This window comes from Salicibibacter cibarius (genome assembly GCF_016495725.1).
Lineage (GTDB): Bacteria > Bacillota > Bacilli > Bacillales > Marinococcaceae > Salicibibacter > Salicibibacter cibarius.
In genome coordinates, this window is record NZ_CP054705.1 from 2898121 (window position 1) to 2924628 (window position 26508).

Consider the following 26508-nt stretch of genomic DNA (forward strand, 5'->3'; position numbering starts at 1 on the left):
GGGTTGATTGGCATGAAGATAGGTATTTATGGATCTTCGTTTGACCCCATCACGAATGTTCATTTATGGACTGCTTCCACCGTTCTTCACCAAGCAAAATTAGACAAAGTGATTTTTCTTCCCTGTGCAAGCAATCGTGCTGACAAGCAATTGCACACGGAAGATGAGCATCGTTGGAATATAATTCAACTTGCCATTAAAGACAACCAAGTATTTGTTGCCGACGATTATGAAATTTCCTTGCGCTCAGGGGTTGGAAAACAATACACATTATATACAATGGAACATTTTAAATCTAAATTTCCAAACGATGATGTCTTTTTCATTATGGGAGCGGACGTGTTGCGTGATATCGACAATCAAGATGTTCCCGTCCACAGGCGATGGCGTATGCGGGAGAAATTGATCCATTCAAACAAGTTTATCATCATGGCTAGAGATGGTATTGATATGACGAAAGTGATTTCAAAAAGTCCATTGCTGCGAAATCATGATGATGGTTCACGATTTCACCTAATTGATAAAGGGTTAGCGATGGAAATCAGTTCGAGCTACATTCGCCAAGAGTTTGCATTAGGTGGCGAACCAAGGTATTTACTCCCAGAAGCTTGTTATCAATACATTTTAGAACACGACTTATATCGGCACACGTAGCAAAAAATTGGGAGGTTGTTGAAAAACAATCTCCCTTTTTATATGATCACTATCATTTCATGATCAGCTTGAATTACTTTTTTTCATATACACCCAATAAAATAAAAAACACCCGTGCTGCACAAACAAACCAGCACGGGTACTTCCGGTTAATCTTTTTTAATGCTTAAATGTCCTTCATGCATCTCTTCAAGGGCGATGCCAACAAGTTTGTTAGACGTAGGTTTTTCAAGTGTCGAGGGATGCCCTTCCATTTCCTGGAGTTCACGTGCCCGTTGGGCGGCGATTGTGACGATGGAATACTTCGAATCAATCTTTGTGAGCAATGCGTCGATCGATGGATAAATCATAGTTACTTCACCTCCACGGATTGTCGGTAATGGTCGATGACGCGGTCTTTGCGGCAATGTTCGGCTTCAACAATGGAACGGACCCTTTGTACCGCTTTGTCGACGTCATCGTTTTCCACAACATAATCATAGTTTGCCATCATTTCAATTTCTAACCTGGCAACCGACATGCGTTCCTCAATGAGATCGCTGTTTTCGGTGCCTCGTTCTTCGATGCGTTTGCGCAGTTCGGACAGATCCGGCGGTGCCAAAAAAATAAAGACCCCCTCCGGGTAACGTTCCCTTACTTTCGCAGCACCCTGGACTTCAATTTCCAATATAATATCAGTGCCCGTTTGCACGGTGTCCGTGACATTTTGCAGGGGGGTGCCATAATAATTGTTCACATACTTTGCCCATTCCAACAACTCGCCGTTGGCGATCATTTCCTTAAACGCCTCTTCGCTTTTAAAAAAATAATTCACGCCGTCTTTCTCGCCTTCCCGCGGGGCGCGGGTCGTAGCGGAAACCGAGTAGTTAATCGAATCATCAACGGCGCGCAATGCATTGCAAACCGTACCCTTTCCCACCCCGGCAGGTCCGGAAAGAACGATGAGTAGCCCGTGATCTTTCTTCAACATTGTTCATCCTTCCATCGGTGTACGTTTTCTCCAATTGTATCACCAACATGTCCCTTTGGGAAATAGGATATACCCGCGAGACTCGCTAATCGTCATCGTTTTCCTCTTTTGTCGTTAAGCGTTGGGCAACGGTTTCAGGCTGGACGGCCGAGAGAATGACATGATCGCTGTCAACGATCACGACCGCTCGCGTTCGTCTGCCATACGTCGCGTCAATGAGCATGTTGCGGTCGCGGCCTTCTTGAATGATGCGTTTGATCGGCGCAGACTCGGGGCTAACGATGGCGATGATACGGTTCGCGGAAACGATATTTCCAAAACCGATGTTAATCAATTTAATACTCAATTGTAACCCTCTTTTCTATTCGATATTCTGCACCTGTTCCTTCACCTTTTCAAGGATGCTTTTCATTTCGACGACTACTTTTGATAGGCTTTGGTCATTGCCTTTGGATCCGATCGTATTCACTTCGCGGTTCATTTCCTGTGTAATAAAATCAAGTTTTCGCCCGATGGCTCCCGGCTCGTCTAACGTCTCCCTGCACTGCTTCACGTGTGCGTGCATTCTGGCCAACTCTTCACTTATATCACTTTTGTCGGCAAAAACCGCAACCTCCGTAAGCAAGCGCTCTTCGTCGACCGTCTCGACCATCGCTGTCATTTTTTCTTCGAGCTTTTGCCGGTAACGGGATTGCATTTCGGGCACACGCGCTTCCAATGTGCCCAAGCATTCAGAAATATGCTGCAAATAGTTTTCTAGTTCCCGGGAAAGCAATCGCCCCTCTTTGCTTCTCATTTCCATCAACCTGTCGCAAGCGTTTTGCATCGCTTTCAAAAATGCTTGGTGGACGGCAGGGGCCTCCCCTGTTTCTTCCTGAATGGAAACAATCTGTTCATTAAATAAAAAATCATTCAATGACAGCTGTCCGTCAAATGCACCGAACGCTTGCATCTGTTCGGCTGCTTGCACATATTGGCGCAACAGATGCCAATCAATATGTAGACGTTTTTCTACGCCAAGGGAGGAGGGACTTCCAGTCAACGTGACGGTTATATCCACCTTGCCTCTCTGCACCTTTTCGTTCACCATTGTACGAGCTTCTTCTTCCCGGCTGCTAAGAGCTACAGGCAAATGAATGTGCACATCAAGAAAACGGTGGTTCACGCTTTTCATTTCAACGCTGATCCGTCCGTCAGCAACTTTTTCTTCCGCAAATCCGTAACCTGTCATACTCGTGACCATTTTGTATCACATCCACTTTTCTCATTTTAAACAATTTTAACGATAAGGACAAGGTATTAAGGTAAAAAATCATTAATTCCGATGGAAGAACCATGATTTTTGATATAGAAAGAGAGGTCAGACGTCGGAAGCCGGAAATCGGACAACAGCTTCTGCATAACACAAGGCCGCCACGGCTTTTTGTTCCTCTCGGAGCAGCTCGACCTTCGTCTGAGGGATTACTTGGTTTCGCTTGTTCCTCTCAGGGCAGCTCGATCTCCGTTTGAGGAATTACTTGGCTTCCTTTGTTCCTCTCGGAGCAGCTCGACCTTCGTCTGGGAGATTACTTGGCTTCGCTTGTTCCTCTCAGGGCAGCTCGATCTCCGTTTGAGGGATTACTTGGCTTCCTTTGTTCCTCTCAGGGCAGCTCGATCTCCGTTTGAGGAATTACTTGGCTTCCTTTGTTCCTCTCGGAGCAGCTCGACCTTCGTCTGAGGGATTACTTGGCTTCCTTTGGTTCCTCTCGGAGCAGCTCGACCTTCGTCTGAGGGATTACTTGGCTTCGGTCAACTGCCAATCGACCAATTCTCACTCCATTAGATTTAATAGCATCAGAGGGAAAAGTCGCCCCTCTGATGGAAACTTCCTTTTATTTTTTTCGCAAGCCCGTTCCTGCGAGTGCAACGGTCGGGATCGCGGAGAGACCGAGAATAAGGAGCCAATCGTTCAAACCGAGTGCGGTTGTGTAAAAAATCGGTTGCAACACTGGAACGTAAATGACGATTAACATTAATACGACGGAAGATATAACCGCCCACAGCAAGGCTTTATTTTCAAATGGCGAACGGTGAAAAACGGAATACTCGCTACGGCAATCGAACACATGAATGAGTTGAGCCATTACGAGCGTGGCAAAAGCGACGGTTTGCGCGTGTGTAAGTTCTGGGATCCCGGTGCCGTAAAGGGTGATGACAAAAGCGGCGAGGGATACGAGTCCGATCAACAACCCCCGTGTCATCACTTTCGTCCCCAGTCCGCGCGCAAAAATCCCCTCCCGCGGATCGCGGGGATTCCGTTTCATTACATCGCTTTCCGCCCGGTCGACGCCGAGGGCCATTGCCGGCAGTCCATCCGTCACGAGATTGATCCAAAGGATTTGGATAGCAACGAGCGGCAAAGGCAATCCGAGCAACAACGCAAACAACATGACAAGAATTTCGCCAACGTTGGAGGCGAGCATATAACGGATGAATTTGCGAATGTTATCATAGATGTTTCGACCTTCTTCAATGGCGGCTTTGATCGTGGAAAATTTGTCATCGGCCAGCACAAGTGCCGCCGCTTCTTTTGCTACATCCGTGCCGCTTTTTCCCATCGCTACGCCTATATCGGCCGCTTTCAAGGCGGGGGCGTCGTTCACGCCGTCCCCGGTCATGGCCACAATGTGCCCATTTTGTTGGACGGCTTTGACGATGCGCAGTTTGTGTTCAGGAGAAACCCGTGCAAACACATAGGTTTTCCCGACAGCCGTGTGAAGCGTCCGGTCATCCATGGCATCCAGTTGCTCTCCGGTTAAAACTTCTCCGTGGACCGGGAGCATATCGAGATCACGCGCAACCGCTCTTGCCGTTTCCATGTGGTCGCCGGTGATCATCACTGTTTTGATTCCCGCTTCCCGGCATTGCTTAATCGCTGTCTTTACATCGGAACGGGGCGGGTCCATCATCGCTTGCAAGCCGATTAGCGTCATATCCCTTTCCACATCGGCGGCCTCGTAATTCACGTCTTTTGGCAGGGGCTTAATGGCGATCGCGATCGTTCGCAAGGCTTGTTTTGCCATGCGTGAGACCGTTTTGTCCCATTGGGCTTGCAACGCAGGTGTTAACGGGCGGTCCTCTCCGTTTATTCGCGCGGAGGCGCACTTGGAAATTAACACGTCGGGCGCCCCTTTTGTAATGATAAAACGTCGCCCATTTTGATCTTTTACAATCACGGTCATACGTTTTCTTGTGGAATCAAACGGCATTTCATCAAGACGACTAAATGATCGCGTTGCATCTTCCGGAGACAGCCCCGCCCGAACGGCAGCCAAAACGAGAGCCGCTTCGGTCGGTTCACCGGTGATCTCGACGTCTTCATGCTTTTGGATTTTCGTTTTCGAGCCACGTGCCGGTTCTGTTTTTATCATCTCCGCATTATTGCAAACGAGCCCATACATAAGTAAATCACTGGCCTCTTGGGCACTGCTGAACGAAGCGTCGGGCCCTTCGCCTTCGACGTCCCATTCTTCCGTCCATGTCCACAGTTTGGTGACGGTCATGTCATTTTTTGTAAGCGTGCCTGTTTTATCGGAACAAATCACCGATGCACAGCCGAGCGTTTCCACAGCGGGCAGGCGACGGACGATCGCTTTATGGCGAATCATCCGCTGGACGCCGAGGGCGAGGGCGACGGTGACAATCGCTGGTAACCCTTCGGGAATCGCCGCTACCGCGAGGGAGACACCGGCGATAAACATTTGATACATCGGTTGACCTTGAATAATGCCTAAAAAGACGACGAGGGCCGTAAGTAAAATCGCGCCGACGATCAATATTTTCCCGAGTTGCGCCAATCGGTGTTGCAAGGGCGTCATCTGCGTTTCCGTTGACTGCAGTAAATGCGCGATTTTCCCCATTTCCGTTTTCATGCCCGTATCGACGACGATGCCTTTGCCCCGCCCGCGGCTCACCATCGTGCCGGCAAATGCCATATTATGCCTGTCCGCGAGCGGTACCGATTCTGCGTTAATCGGGGTTGCATCTTTTTCAGCAGGCAGCGACTCTCCCGTCAGCGAGGATTCTTCAATGGCAAGCCGCATCGTTTCCACGAGCCGAATGTCGGCACTAATGCGGGCACCATTATCCAATTGTATGACGTCACCCGGGACGACATCCGCGGATGGGAGGCTTTTCCACCTTCCGTTCCGCAACACGTTCACTTCCGGTGCCGACAATTCTTTCAATGCATGCAACGAGTTCTCCGCTTTTCGTTCCTGGGCAAAGCCAAGGAGGGCGTTCACGGTGACGATCCCGATAATGACGAGCGCATCAATATACTCGCCGAGCAAACCGGAAACAAATGTCGCCACAAGCAGAATAAGAACCATGAAATCCTTGAACTGTTCGAGAAAAAGAATTGGCCATGGCGTCCGCTTTTCTTCCAGCAATTTATTGGCACCGTATTTTTGCAATCGGCGTGCGGCTTCTTGGTCGTTTAAGCCTGTGCCAATATCGGTGTTAAAAGACTTGTACAACGTGTAAGGATCGGTTTGATGCCACTTCATCTCATTTACACCCCACAGCTTGGACTTCTCATTCATCCTATTCAGCGGGTGGGGGAAACATGCTATACTGGTAAAAGTGAGAAAGGATGATCGCCATGTCTTTTGATGGATTTGTCCTGCGCAGCGTTCTCCATGAATGGCAGGAAACGCTTGAAGGGGCACGAATCACGAAAATCAAACAACCGACCGCTACTGATCTGAATATGACCGTCCGAAAGAGCGGAAGCAACCATACAATTTTATTTTCCATCCATCCGAGTTTTGCCCGCCTGCACTTTAGTCCTACGGCAGATTCGGGGCCCGCAGAACCACCGATGTTTTGCCGGATGCTTAGAAAAAATCTCGAAGGCGGTTTTATACGCGGCATCGAACAAGACGGGCTTGAACGGATCGCCACGTTACACATTGAAGGGACGGATGAAATCGGCGATCGGGAAAATAAACGGCTCGTTATGGAACTGATGGGCAAGCACAGCAACCTGTTGCTTATTGATAATGACGACAAAATTGTAGAATGCATGAAGCACGTACCGGCGTCTGTCAACCGCTATCGAACGCTTTTGCCGGGGCGGGCTTATGAGACACCTCCCGACCAACAGAAAAAGAACCCGTTGGAGGCGGACGAAGATACCGTACTGCGCGCCCTCGATTTCAATCAAGGCAAATTGGACCGGCAACTCGTGCAACAGTTTACGGGCATGTCGCCGCTCCTCGCGAAAGAAATCGTCCATCGGGCAGGCGTTGGGGAAAAGGAGCGGCTTGCGGACAGTTTCACGGAAATGATGCGCACCATGAAAGACTTTCGATTGCAGCCGACGATCGTGTATGACGAAACGAAAGAATTTTTTCATGTCGTGGCGTTGACGCATAAAGATGGAAGCAAAGAGACATTTTCAAGCGCTAATGAGATGATATTTGCCTTTTATGAAGGAAAAGCAGAGCGCGATCGCGTGAAACAACAGGCGTTTGACTTGGAACGCTTTATCCGCAACCAACGAAACCGCAATGAAAAGAAGCTCGAAAAACTAAAAGAAACGGCCGAGCAGGCGGAAAACGATTTGGAAAACCAAAAACTCGGCGAACTGCTAACCGCCCATATGCACACGATCCGTCCGGGGGATAGCGTTGCTGAAGTGACAGATTACTACGATGAAGAGGCTCCGACGATTCACATTGAACTTGATCCGGAAAAAGCACCGGCCGATAATGCGCAAGCCTATTTTCAACGCTACAACAAAGCGAAAAATGCCGGAAAAGCCGTGGAGCAGCAACGGCAAAGCGCGCGGCGTGAAATTGATTATTTTGACAGCCTCCTGCAACAGTTGGATAGCATCGAAGCGAAAGATATCGCCGACATTCGCGAGGAGTTGGAAGAAGGAGGGTATTTGAAGGCGAAGCCATCCAAAAAGCGGAAAAAGAACCAACAAAAGCCGACGCTCGACCGCTATGAATCAAGCGAAGGCATCGAGATTCTCGTCGGAAAAAACAACAAGCAAAACGAATACTTGACAGGCAGGCTCGCGAGACGATCGGACACGTGGCTACACACGAAAAACATTCCGGGCTCCCATGTCGTCATCCGCGCCGAGGAATTTAATGACGATACGCTCGAAAAAGCTGCCGGCATCGCCGCTTATTATTCCAAAGCACGCGATTCGGGATCGGTGCCGGTCGACTATACGCTCATCCGTCACGTGAAGAAGCCGAACGGTGCCAAACCGGGCTTTGTCACCTACGACGAGCAGAAAACGGTGTTCGTCACCCCGGACGCGGGTACCGTGCGGAAGTTGCGGCAGTGAAGGAGAGGGGCGGGGCGAGTTTGGGCTTCATGAGCACGTTATGGAGAGCGAAACAGCACGCGCTCTCGGGTTTCGGGCTTCATGGGCGGCTCACGGCGACCGAAACAGGACGTGATCTCAGGTTTCGGGTGTCATGAACGCTCCATGGCGACCGAAACTGGACGCGATCTCGGGGTTCGGGCTTCATGAACATCTCATGGCGACCGAAACAGCACGTGATCTCGGGGTTCGGGCTTCATGAACACCTCATGGTGACCGTAACTAGACGCGCTCTCGGGTTTCGGGCTTCATGAACATCTCATGGCGACCGTAACTAGACGGGTTCTCAGGTTTCGGGCTTCATGTACGCTCCATGGCGACCGAAACAGAACGGGTTCCCAGGTTTCGGGCTTCATGAACGCCTTATGGCGACTCTATGAAGCCGACCGCTCCCAATCCAGGCTCCATAAATTCAGGGCAACCGTACGACTGTGCTGCTGTTCCTGGATTCGGGGCTCATCTCGAAAAAGGGACTGGTCAATTCCCCCTTTTCTCTGGTAATCTATGTTAAGCATAGATATTTTTTAATTTTATGTAAATATTTAAGGCAGGGAGAGGTTAACAATGAGGCTTATCTTGAAACTATTGGCAGGTGTCGTGGCCGGGATTGTAATCGGTTTCATCGTCAATGAGGGCGTTATGGAATACATCATGACGTTCCAGCTGATCTTTGGCCAATTTTTGGAATATGTCGTACCATTCATTATTTTATTTTTTATCACGAGCGGCGTTAGTCGAATGGGAAAAGATGGCGGCAAATTGCTCGGCTGGGCCTCGGGGATTTCGTACGGGTCGACGGTTGTTGCAGGTGTGTTGGCCTTTGTCGTAGCAGCATTGATCCTTCCTTTGTTCATTAGCGGCGATGCCTCGGCCATCGATGAAGGCAACGGATTTTCTTCGCTGTTGGAATTTGAAATTCCGCCCGCGATGGATATTTTAACCGCTCTCTTTACAGCGTTTATTTTCGGGATTGGGATCGCGAAAACAGAAGCAACGACATTACAGCGTTTTTTCGAAGAAGGAAAAAATATCATCGTCAAACTGCTTTGGGCAGTCGTCATTCCTTTGTTGCCTTTTTACATCGCGAGTATTTTCGCCGAACTATCGGCTGAGGGCACTGTCTGGGAAACTTTGGCATCTTTTGGTCTCGTACTGTTGCTCGTTTTGATCACCCATTGGCTGTACTTGATCGGTGCTTTTTCCATTGCAGGAGGCATTACGGGCCGCAATCCATTTAAATTATTAAAAACGATGCTGCCCGCTTATTTTACCGGGATCGGTACCATGTCAAGCGCGGCTACGATTCCGGTTACGACCGAACAAGCGAAAAGGAATAACGTCGATGACAGTGTTGCAGAATCGGTCATTCCATTTGGGGCGAACATTCACCTCGCCGGCAGTACCATGACGATTACGATCGCCACTATGGCGGTGATGATGCTGTTCGACGGATTGGCTTCTCCGACATTCGGGGAGATGTTTCCGTTTATTCTCGCGCTCGGGGTCATTATGATCGCGGCCCCGGGCGTTCCCGGCGGAGCGATTATCGCCGCTTCCGGACTTTTGACGTCGATGCTCGGTTTTAATGAAGCGGCCGTCGGCGTCATGATCGCGCTATACATGGCGCAAGATAGCTTAGGTACAGGATGTAACGTTACCGGCGACGGGGCAATCGCGCTTGTGATCGATCGGTTTCTTGGAAAAAATAGTTGAAGGATCCAATGAGAGCGAGAGCCATTAAACGGGCTTTCGCTTCTACGATTGTTACCATTTACTCTATAACAGACGCGTTGATTATCCAAATTTATCCGATAAAATCGCTTAAACTAATATGATGCTTCGTAAAGCCTATTAAAGATGAAAAAGATGTTAATTTGGCGTTCTGCTACCATTATGAGTCCCCAAAACCCGAACCTGAGGACTCATCTAGCTGCTGAGCAACGCTTTGAGACCGCAGATCTTGCCACTGAGGACTCATTTGGCTGCTGAACAACGCCTTAAGTCCGCAGATCTTGTCACTGAGGACTCATCTGATACTAAGCATTGGTTTCTCGTTTCGTACCGAAAGGTATTTCTATCATTAGAAACTTCCGATAGATAACATTTGCACTAAGATACCTTGGATTCCTACGTGATCGACCATGGTCACCTATGTGAAGGCATTTTAAGGTAAATCAACGCGCCTGATTCAAACCTCTGTATCAGACCTTCCTGTTCCAATGTGCTCAGTTGATGAACCCGTTTCATCACTTCGTGAAATTGGTTATAGACTTTCTTAAAATTTTGAAACCGCTGATGCCATCTAAATTCTTTCGGGTTCATTTTTTGAAAGGAGCCTCCCTTGGAATGAATGAATTCATAAAATCATTTTTAGCATAATTTTCACATATAAGGCGGGAGGGTTTTTTTGATTTATGTCGAATAATAATGAACAGTGGCATACGGATCAAAAAAATGTATATGAGGAGTGTGACGTCCATGAATACGAAAGAAGCCATTAATATCGTGTCTTTGCTTGCCGATGGGATTAGCCCGGAAACCGGAGAAGTATTTCCGGAGGATAGCCCGTACCAAAACCCGGAAACTATACGGGCGTTATTTGTTGCCATTAAGGGGTTGGAAAGATTAGACAGATACGAAGCTCGCTCCCGGCAACTACCCGAAAACGCGGGAAAAGCTTGGACGCAAAAAGAGGATAAAGATCTAACTTTAGCATTAGATGCCGGTACATCCATCCCTGACCTGGCTTCCATACACCAACGAACAGTCGGATCCAGTGAACCTCTCCAACTAAATCAAAGATTTTGTTGGAGCATCCCTTATCTTAAATACAGCTCAATATCTCGCATTGTCACTCCCTTCGGGAAGACCTACGCCAGATTCAGGCTAATGAATGAAGACAAGTTCCGAAATGTTCTTATTCGCAGCATAGAAACTTTTGTCTACAATGCGAACCTCGTTATTTCTAACAAGGATTTTAAACGTCGGATATTTTACATGTCGAACGTTTTTTCGACATAACCTCATATATCCATTTGTCAAGGAACTAATATAAAGTCCATGCCTCTTAATTGGGCGGTGCTTTATATGATATATACATTGTATCAAACATTAGTTCCTGAATCTAGTCTTTTTAGTAATCTTTTTTTTGTTACAAATAAGAATTAAAAAAAGAGCGCCTAACCCCCACTAAATCGGAGATTTTGAAGGGGAATGCGGCGCTGACATTGTTCAATCCAGATTAATCAAACTGGAAAAAATAACCTTCGAATAACCAAACCCACCTTATCCGCACGCACCTATTCCCAAAACAACGAGATTCGTATGCCACCGATATAAAAAAGTATGGTAAAATCATAAAAAGGGGTGAACCAAAATGGGAAACGATAATAATGATTTTGATCAACTCTTCCAATTAATGACCGATACTAGAAAACTGATGCTCGAGCAGTTTAATAAGATCGATAAACGCTTCGAAAGCATTGATCGGCGGTTTGAAAGTATTGATCAGCGGTTTGATCATGTTGACCAACGGCTGGAAAACATAGAAACGAACCAAAGGGAACACAACCGTCGCATCGGAAACCTGGAATCGTCACACATCGATATGAGTGTGCGTCTATCGAAGATGGAAGAAACCCATCGTAAGACAGCGGAGGCCCTGCATACAATTTCAGAAGTCATGAAAAACCAAATAAGATAAATGCTTTAAACGTCCGCCTGCCACTTTTAATGGTATAGGCGTTTTTTTATTGATTTCTATTTTATACATAATATGCACATGCAAAATGGAAAGAAGGAAATACGTAAAATTAGTAATCGAATAGCATGTGACATGATCAATAACCAGTGTAGTTACCGATCAGACCCAAAGAAATTTTTAAACGCCTGCATGGTTTGATCACGATTGACCGCAGCAATCGATGTGGTAATCGGGATCCCTTTCGGGGAAGCCTCCACACAATTTTGGGAGTTGCCACACCCCTGAAGGCCGCCCTCGTCGATAAAGGCATTCAATCGCTCTGACTTATTCATTTCACCGGTTGGATGGGCATTAAACAAACGAACTTGGGATGAGATGACAGGGCCCATGAAACTTGAATTGTCATTGACATTCGGGCAGACCTCTTGGCAGACACCGCAAGTCATACATTTTGAGAGTTCATAGGCCCATTGGCGACGGTTTTCCGGGATGCGCGGTCCCGGTCCAAGATCGTACGTCCCGTCGATCGGGATCCACGCCTTGACTTTCTTCAAAGAATCGAACATCTGACTGCGATCGACAATCAGGTCGCGAACGACCGGAAACGTCCTCATAGGCTCCAGGCGAATTGGTTGTTCAAAATCGTCAATGAGGGCCGTACAAGATTGTTGCGCTTTGCCGTTGATAATCATGGAACAAGCACCGCATACTTCTTCCAGACAGTTCATGTCCCAAACGATCGGTGATGTTTCCATCCCGTCAGCAGTGACCGGATCGCGTCGAAATTCCATCAACGCGCTGATCACATTCATTCGGCCGGTAGGGACTATCAATCGTCTCCGTATAGGGCGAAGCATCTGGATGATCCTGTCTTGTCACAATAAAACGCACGTGTTGCTCTTCACTCATGGGAGATTCCTCCTCATTCTCAAAACGGTTTCCAGTCATTTAACGATCGTTTTCAATGCATGGGAATCCAAGTATGCATCTCTATTTGAGGCTAATGTACGCGAAAAGGAGCGGCAATAGAGACCGTGTAGGTTGGATCACTATGGGTAAACGTTTTCACAAGCCTATAGGTTCCTTCCGGAAGTTGGAGATCGAGTGTTTCGGGGGAGTATATTTGTGTGACCGTGTCACCCGGTTGCAAATGCACGCCCATATTGGTAAATCGAGGATTTTGATAAAAAACAGCATCTGAATATTGTACAATATACCATTTTCCATCAAGGTTTTGTTCCAATTGGAAAAACTCCCCATACTCATAAGTATCTTCACTAACATTTTTTAAAGTGACTTGCATGGTATCAGGTGCCTCGGGGTACTCTGTTTGTTCCAAAACGATACTTAAGCCATCAGCCGAGGAAGGTTGTTTTTGATCGGGAACCGGCTCATCCAAGGTGGAGAGGCTGTTAGACTGACATGCGGAAGCAATGATCAGTCCCAGTAAAACCATGACCATCCATCTTTTTTTCAAACGTATTCCCCTCCGATGTAATGGTGCGTCCCTACGCTTGGGAAGTCCCTCTATCCTTATCAAAGAAAACGCCCTCTTCCGGGGTGTCTATTTGATGGAAGTGCGGGTAGAGGGCCTGTAAATCTTCTTCCGGGAGAGCTTTTTCAATCATTGGAAAAATCACGCGTTCTTCTTTGCGAATATGTTTTTCCAATATATCTCCCAGTTGGTGCATATCATCCACTTCGTTTTCGGTCGCTTCTAACACTTGGTTAACCAACGCCCGCATCTGCACATGTTCGATTAACATTTCGGAGATTTCTGGTTGCTGAAGCGCATCATATTTGGCAAACGCCGGCAACAAAAGTTCTTCTTCATCCCGAAAGTGCTGCTGTCCGCCCTCTTCCCAATATAGCTTTAATTTCCCCTTGATCGCATCAAGGCTAAATTCACTTTCTTCGGTTCCCGCCCGTTTTAAATAAAGCGCGGTGGCTAGACCATTTTGATGGTGATGGGACAATGGAAATAAAGCCTCGTGCCTTCGAACACCTCTTCTTCTTTTTTCGGTCATTGCATCGTCCTCCTTTTCTATATTCTCTTCTACTCTTTTTCATTATAACCGACAAATAGAAACCGGGCATTCCTCGCATTGACATAACGCTTTCAGGCTCGTTTCATCCAAAATTTCTATATACCCCTCTGTGTCCGTAATGATTTTTTTCCGCTTAAAGGACGCCAACAAGCGATTAACCGTTTCTCGGGACGTGCCCAGCATTTCTGCAAATTCGCGATCGGTAAACGTCCTTGTGATTATCACACGTTGGTCGTTTTCCTTCCTGTATGTATTTGCCGTTCGTAGTAATGTTGCGGCTAGCGCCCCTTCTTTGCCATGAAACATCAAATCGCGGAATTTGTATTCAGTAATACGCTTCATACTTTGCCATTGCGTAAACGCCATAGCCGCATCGCCGTTTGTCTTCAAAAGGGCTTCGAATTCATCTTGGTGTATAACGCCGATCACTGAATCAACGGCCGCTCGGGCTGTAAATGCACTTTCATGTTCTCCGTGCGGGTTAAACTCGCCGAATAAGTCATTCTTAAAGTGATAATGAAAGACGAGCAGTTTCCCTTCCTCATTAACTTTTGAGACCAAAACCCTCCCTCGTAAGACAAAATACAACTTGTTCATCACGCTTCCCTCTTGAAAAAGCAAATCATTGGCAAGGACCGTCTTAATATGCATGATCGATTTCATCATGGACAAACTGTCTGGGGAAAAAAAGAAGTATTTGCAGTAAGAGTTGACCTGTCACGATTCATTAGAGCCCTCCCCTTTCGTTGTTTCATGAATAAAACATCAACGAATGTTCGGATTCCTAGAATGATTGTCGCGCAAAAAGTTTTCGTTTCCCATAATGCCATTTTACCTAATATGTCAAAAATATAAAAGAACATTAGAAAACTTGGCTTTCGCCAAACTTTATGGAGAAAGCCTTAGTTGCACTTATGCAGGTAAGAAAGTCGGTTTATACTTTCTTATCTGCTAAAATAATCTTGATATGAATCAAGAAAAACCACTTCATATGAGTTGAAGTGGCTCTGCGTTCTTTATCTTCCCTTTTTTTGATCGGTTATATCACTGAACATACCAACGTATTGATTAACCTCCCCTGCTTCATCTCGAATAGCGTGAATCGTCGGCCATTCCGCGATCAAACTGCCATCTTTATGGCGATTCCACATTTCCCCTTGCCACTCCCCTTGTTCGTTTAGGTTTTGCCAAAGGTTAGTATAAAAGTCATCGGATTGTTTGCCGGATTGCAGAACATTCGGTTTTTTGCCGATCACATCCTCTTTTTCATAGCCAGTTATTCCCGTAAACGCCGGGTTCACTGCGATAATTCTCCCCTTTTTATTCGTGATCATTACACCGATAGGGGGGGGAGTCGATGACCTCCCGTGATAAATGGAGTTTGCCATGAAAATGGAACCAGATCACGAGGATAAGGCAAGCCAGCCCTGTTTGTGAAAAGGCCATAAATCCAATCGCATAACTTTCAGTTAACGTGAAAATGGAGGTTAACACGATGGGCGGGAAAAAACCTCCTAAGCCGCCCATCATGGAGACAACCCCATTTGCCATACCGGCTTGTTTAGAAAAAAAGGATGGCACAAGTTTAAAAATCACACCGTTACCAATCCCGCCGCTGGCAGCAATCGCCAAGCAACCAATCGTAAACAGCCATAGAGCCGGCTCAAATGCAAGGGGGAGTGCCCCCAACGTAATGATCAAAAACACAGCCATTAATAGATAGGTCGCAGACAAACGGTCGGCCAATAGACCACTCACCGGTCGCAAAAAGGTGGCTAGCATGTCCATGCTTTTCCAATAAATCTTGATCTCCGTCAAGGAAAACATCGACGACATCCTTCATAATGACATTGAGGGGGGTGGTGGCCAGTGAGTTGGACACTCTATCAATCCGTGTTATGGGCCCATATTTTTCTCGCGATCATTTGGGTTGGCGGTTTGCTTTTCATTGGTTGGGGCGTGTTTCCCGCGGTAAAAACGTTAGTCGTACGGGAGCAACGTCAAACACTCGCCGTTATCTTAAAACATAGCCATCATTTTTTCACATTGGCAGGGGCGGGCGTTATAGTAACTGGTACAGCACTCGGAACCGTTCTCGGACCGGTGCAAAGCTGGGAGGCACTCTGGCACACCACGTACGGGAATCTTTGGTTTGCAGCGCTCCTCATCGGTATTATGACGTTATTTTGGGGGACCTTTGTCGGCTACCGGCAAGCCATTAAAATCTTATCCACCGAGCATTTATGGACAACTGCCAAAAATGGGTATTCCAGACCCTTAAATCATTCATTATTCGCCTTAGCCCTACTGGAAAGCGTCGAGGGACTCGGCTTTGTCATTCTACTCACATTAATGATCATGCTTTAAAACGGAGGTGCGTTTAAAATGGCACAATTATTCGGCTATCGAAACATGCCCAACAGCTATATTTATCATGCTTCATGGTTTCGGCTGATTCGGCCGCCAACCTTAACCGGATCGATCATGGCTGTGATTGCCGGTACGATGCTTGCTTCCCAATATGTAGAGGTAAATGTCTTTCTTTTTATTGTTTTAATTATCACGAGTGTGCTGATCCAGGCTGCCGTGAATATGCTGAATGATTATTTTGATTATATGAAAGGGCAAGAAGAAGGGAAATGGCACATTTCGGTTCCGACCACTTGCCATCAAGGGCCAAAATATGCGCATGTGCCTTATGTCTCCCTCTCACTGATTGCGTTGGTTTCCGTCCTCACACTCTGGCTCGCACAAGCGAGCAGTTTTTGGATTATTCCGCTCGGCATTATCGGCCTCGTTATCGGTTATTGTTATTCAGCTGGCAGACGATCCCTGTCCAGTTTAGGCCTTGGGGAAATCGCCGCTGCTATTAGCCTTGGTCCCTTGCCGCTTATGATTGCTGTCCTTGTGCAAGGGGCTCCTGTCACGGCAGAAACGATGCTTTTAGCGATCCCCTTCGCGTTGTTAATGGCTTCCTTGATCTTGACGAATAACATTCGTGATATCAAAAAAGACAGCACCACCCGCCGGACGGTGCCGATCCGTATTGGCAGGAAAATTGCCAAGCGTTTGCTTGTCGTGATCTTAACTGCTACCTACATGAGCAGTCTGCTCATCTTCCAATCGATTTTGGTAATCGCATCATTACCCGTTGCTATCGCACTTGTCCGCCATTTTTATGCCCATGATCGATTTAACCCGATGAATCTTGCCGCCTTCCATCATGGCGCGCACAGTCTCATTTTGATTCTCATGATTATTTTTCAATAACCCGCCGTTTTCAACCGATCCGGTCATTTTGAACGGTAAGCCTCTGTTGGGTTTTCTTTAAAGGATTGTCGTAACAGAGAATAGTTCACTGTTAGAACATCGCAAGGGGCGTGATGCACAGATGTACTGATCACGCTTCCAGTAAAACCCCGTTGCGCTGCTCCCCGTCCTGTCGCGGCGGTGATCAACAGATCGGTGTCATTTTGAATGGTGAGCGTTGTGGTATTTCAACCCGGGGGTTGCCGTAATAGAGAATGATCTCAACATCGTTAACCCCTTGTTCTTTCGCTTGCCTTTTGTACTGTTCCAGCATCAGTTAGTGCTCCATGTTTTGCTCCGTTTCTTCCTCATTATTGTCTTGTTGTTGATACACAGATAACACAGTATGAGCATAGGGGCTCGCATGAATCTCGACGACATGAACGATTTTAAGTGACGATTCGTATGTTTTTGCTACCGCGATAGCTTTTGTCAATGCTTTTTCTGATCCATCAACAGCGACTAGGAGGTTATTGTACAAGGTGTCCGTTGCCTGACCTTTGACGGTAAGGACATCACAGGACGCTCGACGTACACTGGCTTCCGTTACGCTGCCAACCAGTATGCGATCAACTGCGTTTCGGCCCCCCCCCAATTAATTTCGGGTTTGCAGCAGCAATAAGGAGCCAAATCTTGATCTGAATCAAAGAATGTTTGAATGATGTCCCGTACACTTAAAGTAGATCAAATCCATACGAGGAGAGATGAAAAATGAAAACTGTTAAATTTGAATTGGAAACACTCACTTGTCCATCGTGCATTAAGAAAATCGAAAGGAATTAAAAAAAGATGAACGACGTGAAAGATCAAGTCCTCTTTAATACCAGCAAAGTGAAAGCACAAATTGATGAAAACGTGATGGCACGATAAGCGTCTGTACCCGGTCATATGCCGAGCATCCTTTTAATAAAAACGAAAGGGCGAAAATAAATGGCAAAAGTTTTATTTAGCATAAACCCCATTACTTGTATCGGTTGTGCCAAAAAACTCGAGGATCGATTCTACCAGCAATCAGGTATATCAGCGGTTAACGTCTATGGACAATTAGGAAAAATATTAGTGAGGTATGACTCGTCAGAAACGGATGTTGAGCACTTAGAAAACTTACTTGCGGATCTCGATTATCCGATGATATCCAAAACAACAGCCTAGGAAAGGAAGCGTTGAAAATGATAAAATCGGTTCATAAACAAACGAACCGTTTAACGTTCATCCATCAAAAAATTAGTCGACATGGCACCGCAAGAAGCAGTTGTTAACAGAGATGGTCACTCCGGTATCGGTTGAAGACGTTGTGAAAGGGGATCGTATTATTATCCGTCCAGGCGGAGAAAGTTGACGATGATACGACGTTCTCTAAAATTATCGAACTCGTGGAATACAAAGGGCGAAAAAGCTACCGAAACCAAACCGGTATAAGTACATCACAATAACGGGGCCGCATCTGCTAACGCTCACCCTTCCTATTTGGAACAAAGGAGGAAAATAGATGGAGAGCGAACGAGTGAACGATCACGACGCCTGTTCACATATTAATAGGGTAAAATTATGCGTGTCTATTGTTCCGATTTTTAACCACTTGGAACCTATGCAAATGGAAGAAGTCATGCAAACGGTCCAATCCACCTGTTACAAAAAGGGTGAACTCATTTTCCAAGACGGTGAGGCTTCCGATGCCCTTTATATTGTCAACACTGGGAAAGTGAAAATATACCGGTTATCAGAAGGCGGGAAAGAACACCTCGTCTCCTTGATGCATCCCGGTGATTTCACCGGCGAATACGCCTTGTTTAATGCATCCACACACACCACTTATGCAGAAGCGATGGTCGATACAAAAGTCTGTAAGATCCACCGCAATGACTTACAAACTTTTTTAATCAAGTACCCGGCAATTTCACTGAAAATGTTAACTGAATTCTCCCAGCGCCTCGATCGTTCTGAAAAGCAAACAGCACACTTCGCGAATGAAAAAGTAGAAACAAGAATCGTGCTATTTCTAGCAGAATTAGCCAATAGGGACCCCGATAGTGACACGCTGGAATTATCTATGACTAGAGCTGATCTGGCCTCCTATTTAGGCACCACGCCCGAAACGATCAGCCGGAGATTAACAATTCTGGAGGACCAGGGATTGATCCAACAAATATCTAATAAAAAAATTAGAATCGTTGATTTGGATGCTCTGCTGTTATTGGTGTGACGAAATCTCGAGACGTTTGGTTAAGATGTTTAGATATTTGGATGAGATTTTCACGTGCCTCCGCAAAAGCATAGAGGCCGATCTTATTTGAAGACAATCCCTATAGTGTGGGTTTTTAATGACACCGTTATGAGTGGGGTTAATCGAATAGAACATGACCTTATCCTAATGCGTCAACGTGAAGGAATAGGGCTTGCCAAAAAAGAGGGTAAATATCGGGATCGAATAAAAAATATCATTCAAGACATGAAGGGATGAACTATGCCGTGAATTTTTATAAGGAAGGGATATGATGATAAATATTTTTCCTTTTTTGCTCTCAATCCACAAATCGTTTCCGTACCCCTTATCAGATTAGAACGCACAAAGCAAAAGGAGATGGAAGTTTCATGATTGTTGCATATGTTATACTGGGCTTATTCTTTATTGTGATGGCTACGCTATTTATTATCGGCGGTGAGCGCACGTATCAAAGGAGAATTAACACACAGTTGCGAGACATGACACGAACCGGGAAAAAACCAAGACGGAAAAGTAGCAGATAGGTTATTCGCGCGAGATAGAGACACGTGGATTGGATGTTAGCTGTCATATCTAAGGTTTACGATTTTCGCATTGGCACGAGCAGTGGCAGACGGATCAAAAAAACTGTACATGCCGGATCCATCCAATCCAGATGACTCAAATTAGAAAAAATAACCTTCGAATAACCAAACCCGACTCATCCCATGCGTTCAAAACAAAGTAGCAAATAGTCATCCCCACCATGTCGGAATGGCTGATATATTGATGGTTTTGGCTGATATATTGCAAAATTTGGCTGATATCAAAGCGTTTTCGGCTGATAAGTTAATTGGAACACGTATCCAGAGATTATCCATGGAAAGTAACAGAATAAGCCGGAAAAGCGCCAGATTATGTCCGTGACAGAATAAGTTCTTTCCTGTCATAATCCGGCGTGATCATCCAGCCTTTTTTATCGATCGGCTTTCATGGCGCTTTCCCATGTCTCCGGATCCCACTGCCAAGTCCTGAGCACGTCCCGGTCTTCTTCAACAATCACTCCGTTATGAATGGAAGCCGCAATGAGTGCGTCGAAATCCGTGAGCGTTTCCAGGCTCAGTTCGGCCTCCGCGAGGTTTCGTTCACCGATGGCGAGCCCATAGGAAAAGATCGCGACAATGCCCAAAACCTCTACACCTTCGGCTTCAAGCGCCTTGGCCGCATCAATCGCGCTTCCCCCCGTAGAGATCAAATCTTCGACGACGACCGCTTTTTGCCCGGCGCTCACAGATCCCTCAATTTGATTTTGTTTTCCGTGCCCTTTCGCTTTCCCGCGCACGTACACCATCGGCATGTCCAAACGGTCGGCCACGAGCGCCGCGTGGGGAATTCCCGCTGTGGCAGTGCCGGCGACGATATCCGCTTCTGAAAAATGCGCCCGAATGTTATCGCTATAAGCCTCGGCGATTTTCGTCCGCAACGCGGGAAACGACAGTGTTAAGCGATTATCGCAATAAATGGGCGCTTTCAGCCCCGAAGACCAGGTAAACGGGTCATTCGGTTGCAAGGAAACGGCGCCAATATCGAGCAGTTTACTTGCCAGTTCTGTCTTTTTATCCATGGCTATTTCCCATCCATTCTTTACATATTTTTCTATAAATTTCTAAAGGGCGGTTGCTTTCTGTTATGCTGCGCCCAACGACGATGGCGTTGCTTCCGGAAATACGCGCTTGTGCCGGGGTTGCTGCCCGTTTTTGATCATGGGCGTCCGAACCGGCCATGCGAATCCCTGGGGTTACTGTATAAACGGCTTCTCCGAAACGGTTACGCAAACCTTCAACTTCTTGCACTGAACAGACGACGCCGTCAAGCCCGGCTTGCAACGCCAAATCCGTAAAATGAAGCACCCCATCTCCGAGGTCACCCTCCATGAGCAGTTCTTCATTCCATTGGCGTTGAGAGGTACTCGTCAGCGCGGTCACCGCAACGCATTTCGGCGCCTCCTGCCCCGGCGGCGTGCCTTTCATCAGCCCTTCTTTTGCCGCTTCCATCATTGCTTTTCCGCCTGTTGCTTGAAGGGTTACAAGATCCACGCCGAAACTGGCAAGGGTGCGCATCGTTCGTTCCACCGTTTTCGGGATATCGTGGCATTTCAAATCGAGAAAAACCGGGTGTCCTCGTTCTTTTAACGCCTGAATAACCCCCGGTCCGTTCCCGTAAAACAACTCCATGCCCACTTTCACTGCCGGTCGTTTCTCTTCAAACTGATCGAGAAAATCCATGGCTTCCTTCTTCGTTTCCATGTCCAAGGCGATATATAACGGCTTCATATGTTTGCTCCTTGCTCGCGGAATGCGCCGATAGATTCCAAGCCCAATTGATCCAGCCACGCCGGTAATTCCCGGATGATCGTCGGGCAAACGAAAGGGTTAGAAAAGTTGGCGGTCCCAACCGCGACAGCATCAGCCCCGGCAAACAAAAATTCAATCACATCCTCTGCCGATTGGATGCCGCCCATGCCGATGATCGGGAGCCCAGTCACTTGCCGCACGTCATGAATCATGCGAAGCGCGACCGGTTTTACTGCCGGGCCGGAAAGCCCGCCCTTTTCATTCGCGAGCACGGGCTTCCCTGTACTTGCATCGATCCGCATGCCAACGAGCGTGTTAATCAAAGTCAACCCATCCGCGCCTGCCGCTTCCACGGCAAGCGCAATGGCCGTGACGTCGGTAACGTTCGGGGATAACTTCACGTAAACCGGCTTCGTGCTCACAGCCTTTACAGCGGTCGTCAGCGCTGCCGCTGCCTCAGGATCGGTTCCGAATTGAATGCCGCCTTCTTTCACGTTCGGGCACGAAATGTTTAGTTCAAACGCGCCCACATTCGGCGCAGTCGTCAACGTCTTGACAACGTGCACATATTCCTCGGGGGTGGAACCGGAGACGTTGGCAAGGACAGGTACGTCATAGCCTTCCAGAAATGGAAGTTCTTCATCTCGCACCGCTTGCGCCCCCGGGTTTTGCAAGCCGATGGCATTCAGCATGCCGGAAGGCGTTTCGGCCACCCGCGGCGTCGGATTCCCTAAGCGTGCAGCTCCGGTCGTCCCTTTGATCGCGACAGCGCCAAGCTTGCTCAGATCAAACAATTCCGCGTATTCCCGTCCGAAGGCAAAGCAACCGGACGCGGGCATGACCGGATTTTTCATCGTTAAACCAGGCAATGTAACGTGTAATCGAGGGTCCACTCCTGTCATAACACCACCTCCTTGAAACGAAAAACAGGGCCGTCACGGCAAATTTTCCGGTAAGACGTGTGATCGCCTGTTTCGCAAACGCAGGCAAAACAAGCGCCGATGCCGCACCCCATGCGTTCTTCGAGTGATACATATCCGTTTGTTTTCGAGTGTGCGGCGTGCGCTTCAATCGCGCGCAACATTCCGCGTGGGCCACAGGCAAATAACCAATCGGGCGGGGACGGACGTTCATTCAAAGCATCAATCACCGTTCCGGCATGTCCGTTGCTGCCGTCATCGGTCATAACGCGCACGTCAGCGTCGGGAAGTTCGCGAAACGCCTGTTCATAAAAAACGGCCGTCGCTGTTTGGAATCCGAGAATGACCGATACGGATACGTCTCGCTTTGCCAGCTCACGCGCGGTGTAATAAAGCGGAGGGACACCGACACCGCCGCCAATGATTAACACATCGTCCCCCGGACTTGGCTGCTCGGCTGGGAATCCCTGCTTGCCAAGGGGCCCAAACACGTCAACACTGTCACCCGCGCGGCACCTGCTCAGGCGCTTCGTCCCTTCACCTTCCTCTTTATACACAATCGTGCATGTACCCGCATCCTGATCAACAGCAGCAATACTGATCGGACGACGTAATACGAGATCATCTCCCGGTACAGCAACGTGCAAAAAGGTGCCCGGATTTACGAGATGCTCCACGAGCGGTCCGGATAGCGTCATTTCATAAGTTTTTTCGGCAATGGTTTTATTTTCCCTCACCGTCATTTGCTCGTTTTTCATGCCTTCACCCCTTGAAGCGCAGGCACCGGCTCCGCGGCAAACGACATCATTTCCAAGACGTGCAAGAGGGCGAAAGCCGTATCCATGGACGTTAAGCAGACAATTTCGTGTTCCACTGCTTCCCTGCGAATACGGAACCCGTCACGGGCCGGTTGTTTGCCTTTCGTTAACGTATTGATGACAAGTTGGGCGCCACCGGATTGGATGCGCTCGACAATGTTCGGGGAGCCTTCGCCGATTTTATGGACGCTTTCCGCATCGATGCCTTTCTCGTTTAAAAAGGCGGCCGTTCCTGCCGTTGCCAGTACTTGAAACCCGAGACGTTCATAGCGGGCGGCGAGTTTTACCGCTTCTTCCTTGTCTTTATCGGCGATCGTAAACAGCACTTGTCCTTCGCGAGGGATGTTCATGCCGGAAGCGACCAATCCTTTATACAACGCTTTTTCCAGCGTTAGATCCCGACCGAGCACTTCACCGGTTGACTTCATTTCCGGTCCGAGATGGATGTCGACACGGCGGAGTTTCGTAAACGAAAACACGGGTGCTTTCACAGCTACGCGGTCCGGTTCAGGCTGGATACGTTCATGATAGCCCAGATCCGGCAGTGTTTGCCCCAGTATCACGTGGGTGGCAATCTGCGCCATCGGCGCGCCGGTCATTTTGCTTAAAAATGGCACCGTCCGACTTGCGCGCGGATTCACTTCAATGACAAACACTTCATGTTCATAGAGGACAAATTGGATGTTTAAAAGCCCGATGATGTTTAACCCTGTGGCAAGCTTCTCGGTTTGGTCGATAACTTTTGCCTTCACCTGTTCAGCAAGTGTTTGCGGAGGATACACGGCGATTGAGTCACCGGAATGGACACCCGCCCGTTCAATATGTTCCATCATGCCCGGGATAAAGACGTTTTTACCATCGGAGATGGCATCCACTTCTATTTCTTTTCCGAAAAAGTAGCGGTCAATCAACACCGGATGCTCCGAATGCACATGAACGGCTTCCGCCATGTAGCGTTTGAGTTCTTGTTCATTCTCGACGATTTCCATCGCCCGCCCGCCAAGCACATAAGAAGGACGGACGAGAACCGGGTATCCGAGAGTGGCAGCAGCGTCAATTGCCCCTTCCACTGACGTGGCCGTTTTCCCCGGCGGCATCGGGACGTCCAATTGCTTTAGCGCCTTTTCGAACTTGTCTCGGTCTTCGGCACGGTCCATATCTTCGAGGGTGGTCCCGAGAATGGACACGCCCGCGTCTGCCAGTTGTTCGGCAAGATTGATCGCCGTTTGTCCACCGAATTGCACCACGACGCCTTCCGGCTGTTCATGATCGACGACATTCATGACTTCTTCGAAGGTGAGCGGTTCAAAATATAACTTATCGGAAACGCTGAAATCGGTTGAAACCGTCTCCGGGTTATTGTTCATAATAATGGCTTCATAACCGGCGTCCTGGATCGCCCACACTGTATGGACAGTAGCATAATCAAATTCCACGCCCTGCCCGATGCGAATTGGGCCTGAACCGAGAACGAGCACCGATGGTTTTCTGCTTTTTATCGATTTATTTTCCCCTTTGTAGGTACTGTAAAAATAAGGCATTTCCGCTGCGCGTCCATCCGAAAACGTGTCGACCTTTTTAAACGTTGAGACGATCTGGTTTTCTTTTCTGAAGCTGCGAAGACGCGCTTCGCTCGCATCCCAAAGTTTCGCGATTTGTTGATCGGAAAACCCGTTGCTTTTTGCTTCATCTAAAAGCGTTTCATTCCATGGGTCATCCGCGAGCTTTTCGTGCAAGCGTACGAGCGTTTCCATGTGCAAAAGGAAGAAACGGTCGATGGCGGTTGCGGCGTGAATGGCATCGACACTATAGCCGCGGCGAAACCCTTCCGTGAGGGCGTAAAGCCGTTCATCATCGGCGATTTTCCATTTCCCTTCCAATTCCTCGTCGCTCATTTCCCGATAATCGTCGACGAGCAAGTGATTTTCTTTCGTATCAAGGGAACGTATGCCTTTTAAGAGCGATTCTCCGAATGTGCGACCGATGGCCATGATTTCGCCGGTCGCCTTCATTTGCGTTCCTAACTTGCGATTGGCGGAAGCGAACTTGTCAAACGGCCAGCGCGGAATTTTTGTAACGATGTAATCAAGGCTCGGTTCAACATTGGATTGCAATTCTTCCAAATGATAGCCAACCGCGATTTTTGCCGCCACTTTTGCGATCGGATAGCCGGTTGCTTTGGATGCAAGTGCCGACGATCGGCTCACGCGAGGGTTTACTTCGATGACATAATAATCATCGCTATCAGGGGCCTGGGCAAACTGCACGTTACAGCCACCTTCGATGCCGAGGGCGCGAACGATCGTAAGCGACGCTTCCCGAAGCCGTTGCTGGTCACGGTCCCGTAACGTTTGACTGGGCGCAACGACGATGGAATCGCCTGTGTGGATACCAACCGGATCGATATTTTCCATGTCGCAGACGATCATGGCATCGTCATTTGCATCGCGCACAACTTCATACTCCATTTCTTTCATGCCGGCGATGCTTTTTTCAACGAGACATTGGTGTACGGGGCTGTTTGCGAGCCCTGTTTCCAGGATTTCGCGAAATTGTTCCCACGTATCGACGAGGCCACCGCCGGTGCCGCCAAGGGTATAAGCCGGACGGACGATGACGGGCAAACCGATTTTTTCCAAAAATGCCTCGCCTTCCTCCAGCGAATGGACGATATCACTCGCGGGAACGGGTTGCCCGAGTTTATACATTAATGAGCGGAAGGCGTCGCGATCTTCTGCTTCGCGTATGGCGTCCAAATCGGTGCCGAGCAATTCGACGCCGAATTGTTCCAACACGCCTTCGCCATGTAATTCCATCGCCAAATTCAGACCTGTCTGCCCGCCCATGGTGGCAATCAGACCGTCCGGACGTTCTTGCCGGATGATACGGCTCACAAATTCAAACGTGAGCGGTTCAATATAAACGCTGTCTGCCATATTCGTATCCGTCATGATCGTCGCCGGGTTTGAATTGATGAGCACCGTTTCATACCCTTCTTCTTTTAAGGCTTGGCAAGCCTGGGTGCCGGAGTAATCAAATTCGGCCGCCTGTCCGATGATAATCGGGCCGGACCCGAGGACGAGCACTTTTTTGATATCGTCGCGTTTTGGCATAGTCCTTCATCTCCTTTATGATTCTGGTATT

General features: G+C 48.0%; 28 protein-coding genes and 3 pseudogenes. 11 read left to right on the forward strand and 20 right to left on the reverse strand.

Translation table 11 applies throughout. The annotated features are described in order from the left end of the window. Positions 1–12 precede the first annotated feature (12 nt). On the forward strand, positions 13–654 hold the full coding sequence (gene nadD, locus HUG15_RS14710; RefSeq protein WP_200123817.1) for a nicotinate (nicotinamide) nucleotide adenylyltransferase: 642 nt from the start codon (positions 13–15) through the stop codon (positions 652–654). 149 nt (positions 655–803) lie between these two features. Here the strand turns inward: nadD and rpoZ are convergent, their stop codons facing one another. From rpoZ to HUG15_RS14735, 5 genes are all read right to left on the reverse strand, one after another. Further along, complete coding sequence (rpoZ, locus tag HUG15_RS14715) at positions 804–1004, reverse strand: DNA-directed RNA polymerase subunit omega (RefSeq protein WP_200123818.1); 201 nt, start codon at positions 1002–1004, stop codon at positions 804–806. A gap of 2 nt (positions 1005–1006) precedes the next feature. Next, entirely contained in the window at positions 1007–1621 is a 615-nt protein-coding gene (gene gmk, locus HUG15_RS14720; protein ID WP_200128994.1) for a guanylate kinase, read from the reverse strand. A gap of 88 nt (positions 1622–1709) precedes the next feature. Beyond that, positions 1710–1970: an extracellular matrix/biofilm regulator RemA gene (gene remA, locus HUG15_RS14725; RefSeq protein ID WP_200084951.1), complete on the reverse strand. Its 261-nt coding sequence runs from the start codon at positions 1968–1970 to the stop codon at positions 1710–1712. Positions 1971–1985: 15 nt separating this feature from the next. Then, positions 1986–2867, reverse strand: a complete 882-nt coding sequence (locus HUG15_RS14730; protein ID WP_211202228.1) for a YicC/YloC family endoribonuclease — start codon at positions 2865–2867, stop codon at positions 1986–1988. 628 nt (positions 2868–3495) lie between these two features. Beyond that, entirely contained in the window at positions 3496–6171 is a 2676-nt protein-coding gene (locus HUG15_RS14735; RefSeq protein WP_200123820.1) for a calcium-translocating P-type ATPase, SERCA-type, read from the reverse strand. Positions 6172–6266: 95 nt separating this feature from the next. Between HUG15_RS14735 and HUG15_RS14740 the strand changes: the two genes are divergently transcribed. The 4 genes from HUG15_RS14740 (at position 6267) to HUG15_RS14755 (ending at position 11712) form a co-directional block, all read left to right on the forward strand. Next, a complete protein-coding gene (locus HUG15_RS14740) occupies positions 6267–7970 on the forward strand; it encodes an Rqc2 family fibronectin-binding protein (protein ID WP_200123821.1) in 1704 nt (567 codons plus the stop codon). 603 nt (positions 7971–8573) lie between these two features. Next, on the forward strand, positions 8574–9722 hold the full coding sequence (locus HUG15_RS14745) for a dicarboxylate/amino acid:cation symporter (protein WP_200123822.1): 1149 nt from the start codon (positions 8574–8576) through the stop codon (positions 9720–9722). 765 nt (positions 9723–10487) lie between these two features. Next, a complete protein-coding gene (locus HUG15_RS14750; RefSeq protein WP_200123823.1) occupies positions 10488–11030 on the forward strand; it encodes a hypothetical protein in 543 nt (180 codons plus the stop codon). 355 nt (positions 11031–11385) lie between these two features. Next, positions 11386–11712, forward strand: a complete 327-nt coding sequence (locus HUG15_RS14755) for a hypothetical protein (protein WP_200123824.1) — start codon at positions 11386–11388, stop codon at positions 11710–11712. Positions 11713–11864: 152 nt separating this feature from the next. Here HUG15_RS14755 and sdhB read toward each other — a convergent pair. The 6 genes and pseudogenes from sdhB to HUG15_RS14785 all read right to left on the reverse strand — a co-directional run bounded on the left by sdhB (position 11865) and on the right by HUG15_RS14785 (position 15587). Then, positions 11865–12621, reverse strand: a pseudogene (gene sdhB, locus HUG15_RS14760) (succinate dehydrogenase iron-sulfur subunit). A 91-nt stretch (positions 12622–12712) separates the two neighbouring features. Continuing rightward, positions 12713–13189, reverse strand: coding sequence for an immunoglobulin-like domain-containing protein (locus tag HUG15_RS14765; protein WP_200123825.1), 477 nt, complete (start codon positions 13187–13189; stop codon positions 12713–12715). Between the two features lie 31 nt (positions 13190–13220). Then, on the reverse strand, positions 13221–13739 hold the full coding sequence (locus HUG15_RS14770; protein WP_200123826.1) for a hemerythrin domain-containing protein: 519 nt from the start codon (positions 13737–13739) through the stop codon (positions 13221–13223). A gap of 42 nt (positions 13740–13781) precedes the next feature. Further along, positions 13782–14357 carry a Crp/Fnr family transcriptional regulator gene (locus HUG15_RS14775; protein ID WP_246516357.1) on the reverse strand — a complete coding sequence of 192 codons (576 nt, stop codon included), beginning with the start codon at positions 14355–14357 and terminating at the stop codon, positions 13782–13784. A gap of 419 nt (positions 14358–14776) precedes the next feature. Then, positions 14777–15061 (reverse strand): PAS domain-containing protein, encoded by a 285-nt coding sequence (locus HUG15_RS14780; protein ID WP_246516358.1) that lies wholly within the window; start codon positions 15059–15061, stop codon positions 14777–14779. Between the two features lie 19 nt (positions 15062–15080). Next, entirely contained in the window at positions 15081–15587 is a 507-nt protein-coding gene (locus HUG15_RS14785; RefSeq protein ID WP_211202230.1) for an MFS transporter, read from the reverse strand. Positions 15588–15629: 42 nt separating this feature from the next. Between HUG15_RS14785 and HUG15_RS14790 the strand changes: the two genes are divergently transcribed. Together HUG15_RS14790 and HUG15_RS14795 are read left to right on the forward strand one after the other, a co-directional pair. Further along, on the forward strand, positions 15630–16127 hold the full coding sequence (locus tag HUG15_RS14790; protein ID WP_200123830.1) for a hypothetical protein: 498 nt from the start codon (positions 15630–15632) through the stop codon (positions 16125–16127). Positions 16128–16145: 18 nt separating this feature from the next. Further along, complete coding sequence (locus HUG15_RS14795; protein WP_200123831.1) at positions 16146–17030, forward strand: prenyltransferase; 885 nt, start codon at positions 16146–16148, stop codon at positions 17028–17030. A 23-nt stretch (positions 17031–17053) separates the two neighbouring features. Here HUG15_RS14795 and HUG15_RS23695 read toward each other — a convergent pair whose 3' ends face one another. The 4 genes and pseudogenes from HUG15_RS23695 to HUG15_RS23700 form a co-directional block, all read right to left on the reverse strand. Beyond that, positions 17054–17218, reverse strand: a complete 165-nt coding sequence (locus tag HUG15_RS23695) for a universal stress protein (RefSeq protein ID WP_200123832.1) — start codon at positions 17216–17218, stop codon at positions 17054–17056. Then, entirely contained in the window at positions 17215–17343 is a 129-nt protein-coding gene (locus tag HUG15_RS23390) for a hypothetical protein (protein ID WP_281393507.1), read from the reverse strand. The genes HUG15_RS23695 and HUG15_RS23390 overlap by 4 nt, the downstream gene beginning before the upstream one ends. 3 nt (positions 17344–17346) lie before the next feature. Beyond that, entirely contained in the window at positions 17347–17550 is a 204-nt protein-coding gene (locus HUG15_RS23395) for a universal stress protein (protein WP_211202231.1), read from the reverse strand. Positions 17551–17607: 57 nt separating this feature from the next. Next, positions 17608–17664: pseudogene (locus tag HUG15_RS23700) on the reverse strand (hypothetical protein); the annotation flags it as partial. A 335-nt stretch (positions 17665–17999) separates the two neighbouring features. Between HUG15_RS23700 and HUG15_RS14810 the strand changes: the two are divergent. From HUG15_RS14810 to HUG15_RS14820, 4 genes and pseudogenes are all read left to right on the forward strand, one after another. Beyond that, entirely contained in the window at positions 18000–18221 is a 222-nt protein-coding gene (locus HUG15_RS14810) for a cation transporter (protein WP_200123834.1), read from the forward strand. Between the two features lie 337 nt (positions 18222–18558). Next, on the forward strand, positions 18559–19272 hold the full coding sequence (locus HUG15_RS14815) for a Crp/Fnr family transcriptional regulator (RefSeq protein WP_200123835.1): 714 nt from the start codon (positions 18559–18561) through the stop codon (positions 19270–19272). Between the two features lie 83 nt (positions 19273–19355). Continuing rightward, positions 19356–19565 (forward strand): annotated as a pseudogene (locus HUG15_RS23705) (recombinase family protein); the annotation flags it as partial. 96 nt (positions 19566–19661) lie between these two features. After that, positions 19662–19817, forward strand: a complete 156-nt coding sequence (locus tag HUG15_RS14820; RefSeq protein ID WP_200123836.1) for a hypothetical protein — start codon at positions 19662–19664, stop codon at positions 19815–19817. Positions 19818–20248: 431 nt separating this feature from the next. Here HUG15_RS14820 and pyrE read toward each other — a convergent pair whose 3' ends face one another. Genes pyrE through carB form a run of 5 tightly spaced genes read right to left on the reverse strand, consistent with a single transcriptional unit; the run spans position 20249 to position 26477 of the window. Further along, positions 20249–20896, reverse strand: coding sequence for an orotate phosphoribosyltransferase (gene pyrE, locus HUG15_RS14825; RefSeq protein WP_200123837.1), 648 nt, complete (start codon positions 20894–20896; stop codon positions 20249–20251). Beyond that, positions 20889–21605 carry an orotidine-5'-phosphate decarboxylase gene (gene pyrF / locus HUG15_RS14830; protein ID WP_200123838.1) on the reverse strand — a complete coding sequence of 239 codons (717 nt, stop codon included), beginning with the start codon at positions 21603–21605 and terminating at the stop codon, positions 20889–20891. The genes pyrE and pyrF overlap by 8 nt, the downstream gene beginning before the upstream one ends. Beyond that, on the reverse strand, positions 21602–22528 hold the full coding sequence (locus HUG15_RS14835; protein ID WP_200123839.1) for a dihydroorotate dehydrogenase: 927 nt from the start codon (positions 22526–22528) through the stop codon (positions 21602–21604). The genes pyrF and HUG15_RS14835 overlap by 4 nt, the downstream gene beginning before the upstream one ends. After that, positions 22525–23304, reverse strand: a complete 780-nt coding sequence (locus HUG15_RS14840) for a dihydroorotate dehydrogenase electron transfer subunit (RefSeq protein WP_200123840.1) — start codon at positions 23302–23304, stop codon at positions 22525–22527. The genes HUG15_RS14835 and HUG15_RS14840 overlap by 4 nt, the downstream gene beginning before the upstream one ends. Next, the gene (gene carB, locus HUG15_RS14845) at positions 23301–26477 is read right to left on the reverse strand and encodes a carbamoyl-phosphate synthase large subunit (RefSeq protein ID WP_200123841.1); all 3177 of its coding nucleotides are present in this window, start codon (positions 26475–26477) and stop codon (positions 23301–23303) included. The genes HUG15_RS14840 and carB overlap by 4 nt, the downstream gene beginning before the upstream one ends. Positions 26478–26508 lie beyond the last annotated feature (31 nt).